Annotated in this window: 12 protein-coding genes; 4 read left to right on the top strand and 8 right to left on the bottom strand. The window is 60.8% G+C overall.

Annotation, left to right across the window (positions count from 1 at the left end):
* Positions 1–27: 27 nt before the first annotated feature.
* Positions 28–747, bottom strand: coding sequence for an AAA family ATPase (locus AC3ITY_RS18785; RefSeq protein ID WP_223456957.1), 720 nt, complete (start codon positions 745–747; stop codon positions 28–30).
* A gap of 1,381 nt (positions 748–2,128) precedes the next feature.
* On the opposite strand from AC3ITY_RS18785, the gene lexA reads away from it, so the two are divergent.
* From lexA to AC3ITY_RS18765, 4 genes are read left to right on the top strand one after another with little or no spacing between them, the layout of a single operon-like run.
* Positions 2,129–2,746 (top strand): transcriptional repressor LexA, encoded by a 618-nt coding sequence (gene lexA, locus AC3ITY_RS18780; protein ID WP_489304334.1) that lies wholly within the window; start codon positions 2,129–2,131, stop codon positions 2,744–2,746.
* Positions 2,746–3,363, top strand: a complete 618-nt coding sequence (gene imuA, locus AC3ITY_RS18775; RefSeq protein WP_489304333.1) for a translesion DNA synthesis-associated protein ImuA — start codon at positions 2,746–2,748, stop codon at positions 3,361–3,363. The genes lexA and imuA overlap by 1 nt, the downstream gene beginning before the upstream one ends.
* A gap of 7 nt (positions 3,364–3,370) precedes the next feature.
* Complete coding sequence (locus AC3ITY_RS18770; protein WP_489304332.1) at positions 3,371–4,786, top strand: Y-family DNA polymerase; 1,416 nt, start codon at positions 3,371–3,373, stop codon at positions 4,784–4,786.
* A complete protein-coding gene (locus AC3ITY_RS18765; protein WP_489304331.1) occupies positions 4,762–7,860 on the top strand; it encodes an error-prone DNA polymerase in 3,099 nt (1,032 codons plus the stop codon). The genes AC3ITY_RS18770 and AC3ITY_RS18765 overlap by 25 nt, the downstream gene beginning before the upstream one ends.
* Position 7,861: 1 nt before the next feature.
* Here the strand turns inward: AC3ITY_RS18765 and AC3ITY_RS18760 are convergent, their stop codons facing one another.
* The 7 genes from AC3ITY_RS18760 to AC3ITY_RS18730 all read right to left on the bottom strand — a co-directional run bounded on the left by AC3ITY_RS18760 (position 7,862) and on the right by AC3ITY_RS18730 (position 15,268).
* On the bottom strand, positions 7,862–8,833 hold the full coding sequence (locus tag AC3ITY_RS18760) for an alpha/beta fold hydrolase (protein WP_489304330.1): 972 nt from the start codon (positions 8,831–8,833) through the stop codon (positions 7,862–7,864).
* Positions 8,834–9,000: 167 nt separating this feature from the next.
* Positions 9,001–9,666, bottom strand: a complete 666-nt coding sequence (locus tag AC3ITY_RS18755) for a flavin reductase family protein (protein WP_489304329.1) — start codon at positions 9,664–9,666, stop codon at positions 9,001–9,003.
* 12 nt (positions 9,667–9,678) lie between these two features.
* Complete coding sequence (locus AC3ITY_RS18750; protein WP_489304328.1) at positions 9,679–11,166, bottom strand: amidohydrolase family protein; 1,488 nt, start codon at positions 11,164–11,166, stop codon at positions 9,679–9,681.
* Entirely contained in the window at positions 11,163–12,359 is a 1,197-nt protein-coding gene (locus AC3ITY_RS18745) for an amidohydrolase family protein (RefSeq protein WP_489304327.1), read from the bottom strand. The genes AC3ITY_RS18750 and AC3ITY_RS18745 overlap by 4 nt, the downstream gene beginning before the upstream one ends.
* A gap of 139 nt (positions 12,360–12,498) precedes the next feature.
* Entirely contained in the window at positions 12,499–13,551 is a 1,053-nt protein-coding gene (locus AC3ITY_RS18740; RefSeq protein ID WP_489304326.1) for an extracellular solute-binding protein, read from the bottom strand.
* Positions 13,552–13,565: 14 nt separating this feature from the next.
* Complete coding sequence (locus AC3ITY_RS18735; protein WP_429389040.1) at positions 13,566–14,354, bottom strand: ABC transporter permease; 789 nt, start codon at positions 14,352–14,354, stop codon at positions 13,566–13,568.
* Complete coding sequence (locus AC3ITY_RS18730; protein WP_007973317.1) at positions 14,351–15,268, bottom strand: ABC transporter permease; 918 nt, start codon at positions 15,266–15,268, stop codon at positions 14,351–14,353. The genes AC3ITY_RS18735 and AC3ITY_RS18730 overlap by 4 nt, the downstream gene beginning before the upstream one ends.

The following is a 15,268-nucleotide window of genomic DNA, read 5'->3' as shown; positions in this document are numbered from 1 at the left end:
AGCTCCCCCGTGTGCGCTTCCAGTTGCTTATGTTGCGAATACAGGTTCAGTAACGGCTCGGATAAACGCATCGTCCACAGTCTTTACGCCATACCGATGCATGAACTCACTACCATTGGCAAAGCGATTGAAGCGTTGCTGGCTAATCATATAAAAATAATCACAATGGTTAATTACCTCATCAACATTGTGCGAGGAAACCAGAATAGCTGTGCCCTCCCTGGCGGCGCCGCGAAGGCATTGCCAAATATAGCGACGAAATTCTGGATCTACACCGGCAGTAGGTTCGTCGAGAATCACGAAGTCTGCAGAAATTGAAAGAAGAGAGAGAGTAAAGAACCAGCGTGTCTCTCCGTAGCTGCATAGCGATGATTTTTTGTTCCATATGTCTTGGTATCGATCGACTATCGCAGGGCTCCACGCACTTAGTTTTTTCAGGGTTTTATCTTGTGTCATAGGCTCGCTTGATGACAGCGCAGTCACCATTTTAAAGATGTCACGCATGCGCAACGGTGGGGGAGTGGAGATGATTTGAGAAAGGTATAAAAAGTGACTGAAGTCGTTTTTTATGAAACCGGACTTTGCTTTTTTAAGGTCACAGACGATATCGAAAAAAGTTGTTTTTCCAGATCCATTGGGCCCCAGAATGCCGACAATGTCGCCTTGAGCAACCTCAAGAGATGCCTGGGTCAAGAGGGGGTTGTCTGTATAGGAGAAATCGATGCTCTGCGCCGTGAATTTTTTCATCAGTATCGGCTCCATACGGGATTGATTCTCAGGTGCTTGAACGTTCTGTGCAGTACTGAAATAAATAAAAGAATTATTGCTGTCGTGATGAGTTTGTTGGATTCAAGACCTTGTTCCATTATCTGGCTAGCAAGTGTTAGTGGGTTTGCGAGGTTCAAAGTGTCGGTGATGGGGTTTGATCTGCTGGCACTCATTACGCCGAGGATCAACATGCAGAACGAGAAAATGGAAAGCAAAGTGTTCGAGTTCTGAAAGTTGATCGGCAACAATGAAAATGCAGCCCAAAAAGTGCAAAACATGATAAAGCAGATGTAAAAGCGTAGTGCGATATTCAGTAATTCATTGAAGGCATAGTTTCCAAATGGGAGTTTGGTCGTTAAGTAAAAGGTTGCGCAATAAGATATCGATATTAACGAGTAGGCAATGAAGTGCGACAAAAGAAAAATCAGTTTCGATTCCTTGGAGTAAATAAATGATCGGGTGAATCCGCTTTCCCTTCTTCCGATTATGTAAAAGGCGAATCCAAATAACGCGACGCTAGAAGATATATAGGCATAAAACCATGCTGAAATAGTAATGTAGTTGCTCGAAAAATAGTTGGGGTCTTGCCTGGTTGTTGCAAGAAAATAGAACATCGCACAAGGTGATATCATGATCCAGAACAATGCGATGGGTTCTTTTAATTGTTCTTTTATGAATATGGACGTTAGGGAGAAAACTCTGGGCAAAATATTTTTAGTCATTGAGTGTCACTTTTTCAGGGTTGTTGTTTTTCATTTTGCTTTTATTTGTTGGGGCGCTTGGTATTAAGTGGTGCTGCAAGGATTAGTTGATTTTACTGTTGGATGCAAGCGACAGGATTTTGTGTTGTAGGGGGATTCCTGCATGTTTTTAAGATGCGTCCTGCATGATGTTAGGAACCTTAGTGGCTTGGTTTTGTTTTGGTGTGGATAGTTTCTAGCGTGGAACTGTGGAATTCCTTTTTGAAACTGTGTTTTAGTTTTCGGCAAGCAGAAATGATCTTGCTGTGTTGAGTAGAATATTTCTGTAGGAGTAAATGTGCGGTTTGTACTTTTTTTATGGTTTTTTATTTTCTAGGGATGCTAATTTTTTAGAAAGGAGACGAACGGTAGGCCTTATTTTTTGATCGTCCGTTTTGTTCGAGTAAGGAGTGCTTGGTTTTACGTCTGCGGGCTATCGAGTTGCACGCCAGGAGGATGGCCTGCTCTGGCACAACTCACCCCTGTAGGAGCGAGCCTGCTCGCGATAGCGGACTGACATTCAGTATCGATGTTGACTGTGCTGGCCTTATCGCGAGCAATCGAGCGTCGACCGGCTGCTCCTACACGGTCCTTGCCAGGAAAAAGCCAAAAGAGTACAAATGTACTCCATGACGACTCTGACTCCCCGCCGTACCGCCATCCTGACCTTTATCCGCGATCGCATCGCCGAGCACGGTCAGCCTCCGAGCCTCGCCGAGATCAGCGAGGCGTTCGGTTTCGCCTCCCGCAGTGTGGCGCGCAAGCATGTGCTGGCGTTGACCGAAGCCGGGTTTATCGAGGTCAACCCGAATCAGGCCCGGGGCATTCGCCTGCTCGGGCAGCCGCCGCGTCCCGAGTTGCTGGACATCCCGGTGCTCGGCCGGGTCGCGGCTGGTGCACCGATCGGGGTCGATGCGCAAATCCATAGCCGCTTGCTGCTCGATCCTTCGATCTTCTCGCGGGTGCCGGACTACATGTTGCGGGTGCGGGGTGATTCGATGATCGAGGACGGCATCCTCGACGGCGATCTGGTGGGCGTACACCGCAGCCCCGAGGCCGTTAATGGCCAGATCGTCGTGGCGCGGCTCGACGGCGAAGTCACCATCAAGCGCTTCGAGCGGGTCGGCGATGTGGTTCGCTTGCTGCCACGCAACCCGGCCTACCAGCCGATCATTGTCGAGGCCGACCGGGACCTGGCCATCGAAGGTGTGTTCTGTGGCCTGGTGAGGCAAGGCTGATGGGTGCCGTCGTTGCGCTGGATACGCTGTTCAATGGCGGCCAGGTCTGGAAGGGCAGGCCTGCGCCACCGGCCGCCAGCCCGCAACCCACCGGGCATGCCGCGCTGGACGCCGCATTGCCCAGCAGTGGCTGGCCGGAGGCGGCGCTGACGGAAATCCTGTTGACCGGGCCGGGCGTGGGCGAACTGCAACTGGTGTGGCCGACGCTGGCACGGCTGTCGGCGGCGGGCGAGCGCATCGTGCTGGTGGCGCCGCCTTATGTGCCGTATCCCCAGGCGTGGCAGGGCGCCGGGGTCGATCTGCGTCAGTTGTCGATCATCCAGGCCAGCGAGCGCGATGCGCTGTGGGCCGCGGAGCAATGCCTGCGTTCGGGCAGTTGCGGCGCGGTGCTGTGCTGGCCGCACAAGGCCGATGACCGCGCCTTGCGCCGCTTGCAGGTGGCGGCGGAAACCGGCCAGACCCTGGCCTTCGCCTATCGCCCCCTCGGTGAAGCGGTCAACCCTTCACCGGCGGCCCTGCGCATTGCCATCGATGCCCGGCCGGCACAACTGCGCGTGCTCAAGTGCCGCGGCGGCCTGGTCCGTCCGGCGCCGATTGCCTTCGCCGTGGGGCATTGAGGTTGCCATGCGCTGGGTCTGCATTGTTTTCCCGCAATTGGCGCTGGACGCGGTACTGCGTCAGCGCGCCGATCCTGAAGAACCCCTGGCGTTGCTGACCGGCCCGGCCCAGCGCCGGGTGCTGCAGGCCGTCAACGGTGCGGCGCGGGCGCTGGGTTTGCGTCCCGGCCAGTCCATGAGCGCGGCACAGGCCTTGAGCAAAGGCTTTGTCACGGCTGAATACGACGCCGCTGAAATCGAACACTGGCAGCAGTTTCTCGCCGCCTGGGCCTATCGCTTCAGTTCCCAGGTCAGCGTGCATTACCCCCGGGCCGTGGTGTTCGAGATCGAATCCAGCCTCGGCTTGTTCGGCGCCTGGCCGCAATTCGAAGCACTTTTGCGCCGTGAGCTCGGCGAGCTGGGGTTTCGGCACCGCATCGTGGCCGCGCCCAACCCGGTGGCGGCGCGGGTGCTGGCCAACGCCTATGACGGTCTGGTGGTCCCGGACGATCAAGCCTTGCAGCATCACCTGGGGCAAATGCCCGTCGACCGGATCGGCCTCGAAGCCTCGGTCGCCACGGCCTTGTCGCGCATGGGCTTGCGCACTTTGAGCCAGGTGCAGGCGCTGCCCCGGCATAGCTTGGCCCGGCGTTTCGAGGCCCAGGTGCTCAAGCATCTGGATGCCCTGTCGGGTTTGCGGCGGCTGGCGCTGGCGTTCTACCTGCCGCCGGACCGCTTCGATGTGCGCATCGAGCTCAATTTCGATGTGCAGTCCCATCAAGCCTTGCTGTTTCCGTTGCGCCGGTTGACCGGCGACCTGTCGGCGTTCCTCAGCGGTCGTGACAGCGGCGTACAGCGTTTCGACCTGCATCTGGAACACGCCGGGTTGCCGGATACGCTGATCAAGGTCGGCCTGCTCAGCGCCGAGCGCGATCCGGCGATGCTCTTCGAACTGGCCCGGGGGCGGCTGGAGCAAGTCCAGGTCGAGGCGCCGGTGCGCGGCTTTCGCCTGCGCGCCGAGGATTTGCCGACCTTCGTGCCCCAGCATCAGGAACTGTTCGACGATCGCCCGCAGCAGTCCTTGCCCTGGGAGCAACTGCGCGAACGCCTGCGTGCACGGCTGGGGGATGACGCGGTGCATGGCTTGCGCTTCCAGGCCGATCACCGCCCCGAGTGCGCGTGGCAGGCCCGTGCCGACAGCCAGCCTTGCGCGGTGCCGGCCGCGGTGAAACGGCCGGGCTGGCTGCTGACCGAGCCGCTGGCGGTGCATCAGGGCTCGGCGCGCATCCTCATGGGGCCGGAGCGTATCGAGTCCGGCTGGTGGGACGGTGACGATGTGCGCCGTGACTATTACCTGATCGAAACCCGCGCCGGCCAACAGGGCTGGGCCTACCGGGCGGTCGGTGAGGACGGCCCGTTGTGGTTGCAGGGCTGGTTCGCATGAGCATCGACTATGCCGAATTGCACTGCCTGTCGAACTTCAGCTTCCAGCGCGGTGCCTCCAGTGCCCTCGAGCTGTTCCAGCGCGCGAAAAAGCAGGGTTATCAAGCCCTGGCGATCACCGACGAATGCACCCTGGCGGGCATCGTTCGCGCCTGGCAAGCGGCGAAGTCCGTGGAGTTGCCGCTGATCATCGGCAGTGAAATACGCATCGAGAACGGCCCGAAACTGGTGCTGCTGGTGGAGAGCCTCGAGGGCTATCAGGCGCTGTGCCGATTGATCACCCGCGCCCGGCGGCGCACGCAGAAAGGCCAGTATCAGGTGCTGCGCGAAGACTTCAGCGAACCCTTGCCGGGATTGCTGGCGTTGTGGGTGCCGGACGCTGTCGATGCCTTTGAACAGGGCCGCTGGCTCAAACAGCTCTTCGCCGAGCGCCTGTGGCTGGCGGTGCAGTTGCATCGCGGTCAGGACGATGCCCGGCGCCTGAACGATCTGCTGACCCTGGCCAGGGAGTTGCACATTGCGGCCGTGGCCACTGGCGATGTGCACATGCACGCTCGCGGCCGGCGCGCCTTGCAGGACACCATGACCGCGATCCGTCATCACCTGCCGGTGGCCGATGCCGGGTTGCGCCTGCATCCCAACGGCGAACGCCATCTGCGCGGTCGCGATGTGTTGCAGGCGCTTTATCCGCCAGACTTGCTCGCGGAAACGCTGAACATCGCCCGGCGCTGCACCTTTGAACTTGGCCAGTTGCGTTACCAGTACCCCCGAGAACTCGTGCCGCAAGGGCACTCGGCCACCTCGTGGCTGCGTCATTTTACCGAGGAAGGCATCGAGTGGCGCTGGCCAAAAGGACCGAAAAGCGAAGTGCTGGTGCAGATCGACAAGGAGCTGCAACTGATCGCGGAGCTGGGCTATGAAAGCTATTTCCTGACGGTCCACGACATCGTCCGCTTTGCGCGCACCCAGCACATTCTGTGTCAGGGGCGTGGCTCGGCCGCCAACTCGGCGGTGTGCTTTGCCCTGGGCATCACCGAAATCGACCCGGATCGCACCACACTGTTGTTCGAGCGTTTTCTCTCCAAAGAGCGCAATGAGCCGCCGGACATCGACGTCGATTTTGAACATGAACGCCGCGAAGAAGTCTTGCAGTACGTGTTCCAGCGCTATGGTCGGGCCCGCGCCGCGCTGACGGCGGTAGTCAGCACTTACCATGCGGCCGGCGCGGTGCGTGATGTGGCCAAGGCCTTGGGCTTGCCGCCGGACCAGATCAACGCCCTGGCCGATTGTTGCGGGCACTGGAGCGATGAAACGCCTCCCGTTGAACGCCTGCGTGAAGGTGGTTTCGACCCCGAAAGCCCGGTGCTGCACCGGGTGCTGAGCCTGACAGGACAACTGATCGGCTTCCCCCGGCATTTGTCCCAGCACCCCGGCGGTTTCGTGATTTCCGAGCAGCCGCTGGACAGTCTGGTACCGGTGGAAAATGCCGCCATGGCCGAGCGCACCATCATCCAGTGGGACAAGGATGACCTTGACGCGGTCGGTTTGCTCAAGGTCGATATCCTGGCGCTGGGCATGCTCAGCGCGATTCGCCGATGTTTCGATCTGCTGCGCCGGCACCGGGGCCTGGACCTGAGTCTGGCGACCATTCCGTCCGAAGATGCGGCCACCTACGAAATGATCGGTCGGGCCGACACCATCGGCGTGTTCCAGATCGAGTCCCGGGCGCAGATGTCGATGCTGCCCAGGCTCAGGCCGAAGACGTTTTACGATCTGGTGATCGAGGTCGCCATCGTTCGGCCGGGGCCGATCCAGGGCGGCATGGTGCACCCGTACCTGCGGCGACGGAACAAGGAAGAGCCGGAGGCCTATCCGTCGCCGGAACTGGAAGTGGTGCTCAAGCGCACCCTCGGCGTGCCGCTGTTTCAGGAACAGGTGATGCAGATCGCTATCGTCGCCGCCGACTACAGCCCCGGCGAGGCCGACCAGCTACGTCGCTCCATGGCCGCGTGGAAACGCCACGGCGGGCTAGAACCGCACAAGGAACGGCTGGCCGCCGGGATGAAGAAAAACGGCTACACCGCCGAGTTCGCCGCGCAGATTTTCGAGCAGATCAAGGGCTTTGGCAGCTACGGCTTTCCCGAGTCCCACGCGGCCAGTTTTGCCTTGCTGACGTACGCCAGCTGCTGGTTGAAATGCCACGAGCCGGCGGCCTTCGCCTGTGCGCTGATCAACAGTTGGCCGATGGGGTTCTACAGCCCGGACCAGATTCTGCAGGACGTTCGGCGTCATCATTTGCAGGTTCGTCCGGTGGACGTGCGTGCCAGTGACTGGGATTGCAGCCTGGAGCCGATCGCCGGTGCGCAACCGGCGATTCGCTTGGGGCTACGCATGATCAAGGGCTTTCGCGAGGACGATGCCCGACGCATCGAGGCGGCACGCTCCAAAGGCGCGTTTGCCGACATCGCCGACCTCGGCGAACGGGCGCAACTCGATGCCCGCGCCCAAGAGCAGTTGGCCGATGCCGGCGCGTTGCGTGGCCTGGCCGGCGACCGGCATCGGGCACGCTGGGAAGTGGCCGGGGTACAAAAGCAGCTGGGCCTGTTTGCCGGCCTGCCGAGCCAGGAGGAGGACGTGGTGTCGTTGCCAAAGCCCACCGTGGGCGAGGACCTGCAAGCCGATTACGCCAGTGTCGGCACCACCCTCGGGCCACATCCGTTGGCCCTGTTGCGTGGTGAGTTGAAGGCGCGGCGCTGCCGCAGTTCGAAGGAGTTGCTGGACGTCGAGCACGGGCGGCCGGTCAGCATCGCCGGGCTGGTCACCGGCCGACAACGCCCGGCCACCGCCAGCGGCGTGACGTTCGTCACCCTTGAGGACGAGTTCGGCAACGTCAACGTGGTTGTGTGGCGCGACTTGGCCGAGCGCCAGCGCCAGGTGTTGGTCGGCTCGCAGTTGCTTAAGGTCGATGGGCGCTGGGAGAAGGAGGGCGAGGTCCGGCATCTGATTGCCGGACGCTTGAGTGACCTGAGCCCGTTGCTCGATGGCATCAGTGTACGGAGCCGGGACTTTCATTGAGTCACAGGGCTTCAGGCAGCTGAGCACCGGCAGCAAAGTCGGTGAGTAACTGTCCCGTTGCCACAGGGCGTTCGATCATGGGCAAGTGGTTGCAACCTTCAAGGGTGACAACCTGCCCGGCCCGATCATCGGGCAGACCGTTTTGCAGTGTCTCCAGGGCGGAGATATCGATCACCTTATCCTCGCGGCAGCCGATGCCAAGTACCGGCATAGTGAGCTGCGCCAGCCGATGATCCAGCGCGAGCCATTGGGACGGTGGACGGATCTGCGCCAGGGTGGACTCGATAAAGCTGCGTTGGCGCTGATTGCTCGCAATCGCATTTTCCACTTCCTGGTCGGACATCAGGGGAGGATTGAGATAGACAAGTCGGGCAGTGCGTTCTACGCCGGCACGGTCATCGTAGATAAACGGGTTGTCACCACCATTCAATGACCGGACGAAATCGTTTTCGATAAAGCTCAATCCCAACGGGCTGACCAGCGCAAGACGTGCAATACGCTCCGGCCTTTGGGCGGCAAACACGCCGGCAATGGCGCCCCCCATGGAATGGCCGACCAGATTGATTTCACGCAGGTCGAGCGCAAGCAAAAAATCATTGAGCCGTGCGGCTTGTGCATCAATGTCATAACTTTCGCCGGCAAGGCGCGTCGAATCACCCCAACCGGGAAGATCGGGAATGATCACGTGAAAGCGTGCGCCGAGGTCCTCGCCCAGCGTGCGCCAGGCATCCTTGTTTGAAGAAAAACCATGTACCAGCAACAGGACCGGACCGTTTTTTGCGCCCTCGTAATACGACCAGGTCGTGTCGCCTGCCAGGATCGATCGGGTCATCAAGGGGGTATCGGTTTGGTTGGCCGCCTGGGCGGTGCCCAGCAAGGCGAACGTGGCGGTGGCGACTGTTGTGGTGAGCAAGCGGGTGAGTCGACTGCTTCGGGTCTGATGGCGAGGCGTCAATCTTTCAAGAGCATCCATGTCATTGAGATCCTGATGACGGTTGTCGGTTTTTAGTCGTGCCAATGATTTGGCTGGTGAACTGAGAAGCAAGAGGGGGGATTTGAAGGGGGAGAGACTACGGCGGCAATGCTGGCACCTGAAAAATGTGCGACCTCAGATTTCAGATGCCAACGCAGGCAATCAGGCTAGTTCTTGGCCAGCGGCCAAAACCGCTCCCCACCCCCCGGCGCATCCGTCCAGGCCTGCAACGAACGCGTCGGCAAGTCGAAGTAATCCCGCGTGCGCGCATAGCCATGCCCGCCCATGCGTCCGATCGCATCCAGCCCCAACTGATCGATGTACAGGGTTTTTGGATCGATCAGTTCGTCCCGCACATGGGCCATCAGCACTTCACCAAAGATGATCTCCCGGGATTGGCCGATGGATAGCGCCATCATCCGCCGGCACTCCAGCGCCACCGGGGCTTCGCCGATGCGCGGGCATTTGACCGTGGTGCCGGGGATGGCGGTGAGGCCGGCGGCGGTCAGTTCATCGAAACCGGGGGCGAAAGGCACGGCGCAGACGTTCATGGCTTCCACCAGGGCATCGCTGACGATGTTCACGGTGAACTCCTGGTTGAGCTGAATGTTGCGGGTGGTGTCCTTGGGGCTTTGGTCGCCGTAGTTTTCCACGCCCAGCGCGAGGATTGGTGGATCGGCGGAAAGCGCATTGAAAAAGCTGAACGGCGCAGCGTTGATCCGGCCTTCGCCGTCGACGGTGGTGACCAGGGCAATCGGCCGTGGCACGACGCTGCCGATCAGAATCTTGTATTTGTCCCGTGGGCTCAATGTGCTGAAGTCGAAGCTTTGCATGGGCAGGGATCTCTAGAGAAGTGGATCAAACGCGCTCAGTGGCGCGTGGGCGCTGTAGTCGTCGGCGAACGGGATGGCTGGCTGGAACAGGCTCTTCCAGTCCGGCTGGCCGAAGGCCCGGTCGCTGTGGCTGCGCATCAGTTTTTCGAATTGGCGTTGGGCCTGGCGTTGCAGGGCGGGGTAGTCGACGCCCTCGACCTGGCCGTCCTGCATCACGCAACGGCCGTCGATGTAGCTGGCGATGCAGTCGTCACCGCGACCGGCCAGCACCAGATTCTTCAGCGGATCGAACAGCGGCCCCAGGTGCATCCCGCGCAGGTTGAACACCGTGATGTCGGCCTTGCAGCCCGGTGCGAGGCGACCGATATCGTCGCGGCCCAGTGCCTTGGCGCCGCCAAGGGTCGCAGCGTTGTACATGTCCAGCGTGCTGGTCAGCTCGTTGCCACCCTCCATCAGGCGAGCGATGTTCAAGCCCTGGCGCATGTTGTCCAGCAAGTCCGCCGGCCAGGTGTCGGTGCCCAGGGCGAAGTTGATGCCTTTGGCCCGATAGCGCCCAAACGAATTCAGTGCCTCGCCGTCCCGGGCAAACACCACCGGGCAATGCACCAGGCTGGCGCCGCCATCCACCAATCGCTGAAGGTCTGCATCGCCGTGGGTGTAAATGCCGTGGGGCAACAGACTGCGCGGGTTCAAAAGCCCAAGCTGTTGCAGCCAGCCCAGTGGCGAGGTGCCGCGCAGTTGCTCGACCATCGCCACCTCGCCGAGGCCCTGGCAGCAATGCAAACGCATTGGCGCGTTCAGTTCCTGGCTCAGTGCGGCGGTGCGTTGCAGCAACGCCGGGGTGCAGGTCTGGATGCGATCGGGCAGCAGCGCGCCGCGAATCAGGCCGTTGTGCACACCGTCGAAATCCCGGAAAAACCGTTCGGCGGCATCGAGGCCGGCCATACCCCGGTTTTCGTCCCAGTGGTGCGCCAGGGTTCCATCGGCCTGCCAGTAGCTCATGCCGCTCATGTAGCAAGGGCCGAGGTAAGTGCGCAGCCCCAGTTCGGCAGCCACGCCTGCCACCGCCGCAAATTCGTCGTAGGTCTCGGCCCACTCGCGGTAATACATCGAGGTGATCGGCATGGCCGTGGTGATGCCGTTGCGGATCAACTGCGTGAAGGCGTAGCGGTATTTGAAGACTTCTTCTTCGGGGCTGTAGCTTTCCCGCGATCCACGCGCCAGATACTGCGCCGACCACATCCGGCCCATGGCGCGCTCGTCGCCGTTGTCCAGGGTCAGCACCGTGGAATCGAGATCGCCGAGGGCGTCCAGATCGATGAAGCCGGGGCCGATCAGCGCGTTGCCGTAATCAATCCATTGATCCACCGGGCCCGGATAACCGCGTCCGACAAACTCAATGCACGAGCCGGCAAACACCACTTCGCCATCGCGCCACAGCACATGCTGCGTGCCGTCGAAACCGACCACACAACTGGCCCGCAAGCCGATACGCTTCACAGACGGCTTTCCAGCAAACGGCCACCCGCAGCAATCAACCGGCCCGTGCGATAGACCTGACGCAGCGGCCGCGAAACCACCGCCTCACCCACCGTTTGCACCGGCATCAACAGGAAGTCTGCCGGCTGGCCGATTTCCAGGCGATTGGCTTCGCAACCCAGCGCCTGGGCGCCGTTGACGGTCGCCGCCTCGAACGCCGCCGCCAGTTCTTCGTCCTTGCTCAAATCGAAACGGAACGCCAGCAGCATCGCCCGCTCCAGCATGTCGCCGTTACCCATGGGCGACCAGGCATCACGAATGCCGTCCGAGCCCAGGCACACATTCACGCCGGTTTCGCGCAGAGCCAGGAACGGCGGCACCGCACAGTCGGCAGGGGCTGAGCTCATCAGTGAAATGCCCAATGTGGCCAGACGCTCGGCCACCGGTTTGACCTGGTTCCACGGCAACATCCCCAGGCAGTACGCATGGCTGATCATTACCCGGCCTTGCCGGCCGAAGCGCTCGGTGTAGTCGGCGATCAGGGCGATCTGCCACAGACCCAGCTCGCCCTTGTCGTGCAGGTGAATGTCGACACCCCGGTCGAACTCGCTGGCCAGTTTGAACACGAAATCCAGTTGCGCGATGGGGTCGTTGTCGATGCCGCACGGGTCCAGGCCGCCGACGTTCTCCACACCGAGGGCCATGGCTTCGCGCATCAGTTCGGCGGTGCCGGGGCGACTGATCAAACCAGTCTGCGGGAACACCACAAGTTGCAGGTCGATCAGGTCGCGGTAGGTTTCACGCAGTTGCTGCATGGCCTCGACATGCCGCAGGCCGAATTCCGGGTCGATGTCGACGTGGCAACGCATGGTCAGCGAGCCGCGTGCGATGCAGTTTTCCAGCAGGGCGCCGGCTCGTTGTGCAATCGGTGTGGTGACTTCGCGCAGGATGCGGCGTTCGTTGGCGATGTAGTCCTTGAGGGTCAGGCCGGCGCTGTTGGGGCGCCAGGGTTGGCCCCAGAGGGTTTTGTCCAGGTGCACGTGGCTTTCCACCAGTGTGGGGGTGAGCAACTGGTTCTGGCCGTCGATGTCGGAGGTGAGCAGTTCAGTGTTCGACGCGGGGCGACGTTGGGTGAGGCGGCCGTTTTCGATCAGCAGGTCTTCGGCGGGGGCGCCGTAGGGGCGCACGTTGCGCAGCCAGCGGGGTTGGGTCATACAAACCTCAAGTTCAGTGTTGTGTGAGAGGGCCTCATCGCGAGCAGGCTCGCTCCCACAGTGGATCTTGGGCGTTCACAAAATCCCTGTGGGAGCGGGCTTGCTCGCGATGGCCGCAACTCGGTTTCAAGTCAGCCGATCAACCCTTGAGCTTGGCCCAAATGCGGTCCTGCAGCTCCCGCGCCTTGTTGCTGCATTCCTTTTCCGGACGCAGGCGCGAGGCGAATTCGTCGGGCATGTTGATGGCGTCCATCACTCGCCATTTGGCATCGATCAGCTTGTCGCTCTGGATGCCGTTGTCGTAGGCGATGGCGTTGGACACGGCGGCGGCGTTTTCCGGTTTCATCATCCAGTCGATGAAGATCTTCGCGTTGCCGGGGTGCGGTGCGCTTTTCGGCACGGCGAAGTTGTCCTGGAACATTGCCAGGCCTTCCTTCGGATACACGTACTTGATGGTGCTCTTCTGCAAGGTGGCCCGCGCTGTAGAACCGTTCCAGTTCTGCATCATGATCACTTCACCGGAGGCCATGCGGTCGACGGTGTTGTCCGAGCTGTACATCTTCAGGAAGGGTTTCTGTTTTTGCAGCAGTTCGAGGATGCGCTTGGCGTCCTGGGGGTTTTCGCTGCACTCGTCGACATTCAGATAGTGACTGGCGGCGTTGATCACGCTGCTGGAGGTGTCGAGGGCGGCGAGTTGGCCTTGCAGTTCCTTGCGCGGCTCGAAGAACTCTTTCCACGAGTCGTCGAGCTTGCCGCCGGGCACTCGGGCGCTGTCATAGGAGAACCCGGTAGTGCCCCACAGGTACGGTGCCGAGAACTTGCGGCCCGGGTCGAAGCTCGGGTCGCGGAACGCCGGTTTGACGTACTGGAAGTTGGGCAGGGCCGAGGCGTCGATTTCCAGCAGCAGGTCCTGGTTGATCAGGGTGCGCATGATCGATTGCGACGGCACGATCACGTCATACGCCGCGCCGCCGGCCTGCAACTTGGCCAGCAGGGTTTCGTTGCTGTCGTAGCCGTCCATGGTAACCTTGATGCCGGTCTCCTTTTCGAACTTGGCCAGCAGCTCGACCGGGTAGTAGTCGGTCCAGTTGTAGAAGAACAGTTCCTTGGGCTCGGCGGCCTGGGCGCCGAACGCGGTGAAGCAACTCAGGGCCAGACTGGCTACAGCGAAACACATGCTTTTTGTTTTCATGCTTTGCTCCAGGATCATTGGTTTTTGCCGCGCTGTCCCAGCCAGAAGGCCAGCACCACCAGCACGATGGAAATCACCAGCATCAGGGTCGAAATCGCGTTGATCTCCGGCGTCACACCAGCCTTGATCGCCGAGAAGATGTACACCGGCAGGGTTGTCGAACCGGGGCCCGCGACAAAGAAGGTCATGATGAAATCGTCGAGGCTGACCACGAACGCCAGCACCGAACCGGACAACACCGCCGGCCACAGCAGCGGCAAGGTCACCCGGCGGAACACCTGCCACGGGTTGGCGTACAGGTCGTTCGCCGCTTCCAGCAGGCTCTTGTCCAGGTCATTGAGCCGTGCTCGGATCGGCAGGTAGGCGAAGGGAATGCAGAAACCGATGTGGGCAACGATCACCGTCAGCAGACCGAGCTTGATCCCCAGCGCCATGAACAGCAGCAGGGTGGCCACGGCCGTGACGATCTCCGGCAGGATCAACGGCAGGTTGATCCCGCCCTCGACCATTTTCTGCCCGTAGAACGGCCGGTACGTCGCCAGCGCCGCGAGCAGGGCAATCGCGGTGGCGCAGACCGTGGCGATGCTGGCGACGATGATCGAGTTCAGCGCCGCGGTCTGGATCGACGGGTTGGCCAGGATTCGTCCGTACCAGGCGAACGAGAACTCGGTCCACACCGTCGCCGAGCGGTTGGCGTTGAAGCTGTAGGCGATCAGCACGAAAATCGGCAGGTACAGATAGGCCAGCATCAACAGGCTGACTTCACGGGTCAGGGGCAGTTTCTTCAGGTGCAGGGCGATCATGCTTGGGCTCCTGGGCGTTGGGTCTTGGCGGCATTGCGGCTATAGAGGGCGTAGAGCACCAGGGACAGCAACATGATCCCCAGTAACAGGAACGACAGCGAACTGCCCAGCGGCCAGTTGCGCGCGGTGCCGAACTGCTGCTGGATCAGGTTGCCGATCATCAGCGTCTTGCCGCCCCCGAGGATCGCCGGGGTAATGAAGGCGCCCAGGCTTGGCACGAACACCAGCAAGGCACCGGCAATCACCCCCGGCATCGACAGCGGCAGGATGATCCGGCGCAATGCGTGCCAGCGGTTGGCGCCCAGGTCGTAGGCGGCTTCCACCAGGCGCCAGTCGAGTTTTTCCAGGGTCGAGTAGATCGGCAGGATCATGAACGGCAGGAAGCTGTAGACCAGGCCGACGCTGACCGCGAAGTCGTTGTAGAGCAGGGTGATGCCACCGGCTTGCGGGAACAGCGCGTTGAGGCTCTGGGCGACCCAGCCGTGTTCACGCAGGATGATCAGCCACGCGTAGTTGCGGATCAGCAGGTTGGTCCAGAACGGGATGGTGATCAGCAACACCATCAGGTTGCGCCGCCGGGGTGTCAGGCTCGACATCCACAACGCCACCGGGAAGCCGAACAGGAAACACAGGACCGTGGTGCCACCGGCCTGGAACACCGAACGCAGCAACGCCTGGGCGTAGACCCAGTTCAGTTCCAGTTCACCGTCGAAACCTTCTTGGAAAAACAGCTGCACGTAACTTTGCAATTGCCAGTTGGCCTGCCAGTCGACGCCACCGTAGACGTTGCGCGGCAGCAGGCTGATGTAGCCCATGATGCCCAGCGGAATGGCGATCAGGGCCAGCAGGGTCAGAACCACCGGGCTGAGCAACAGCGCACGGTTGAGGGCTGGGGAAGTGCTGCTGACGCTCAT

The organism is Pseudomonas sp. GL_091 (genome assembly GCF_057837725.1).
This window is presented reverse-complemented; position numbering and strand designations above follow the sequence as displayed.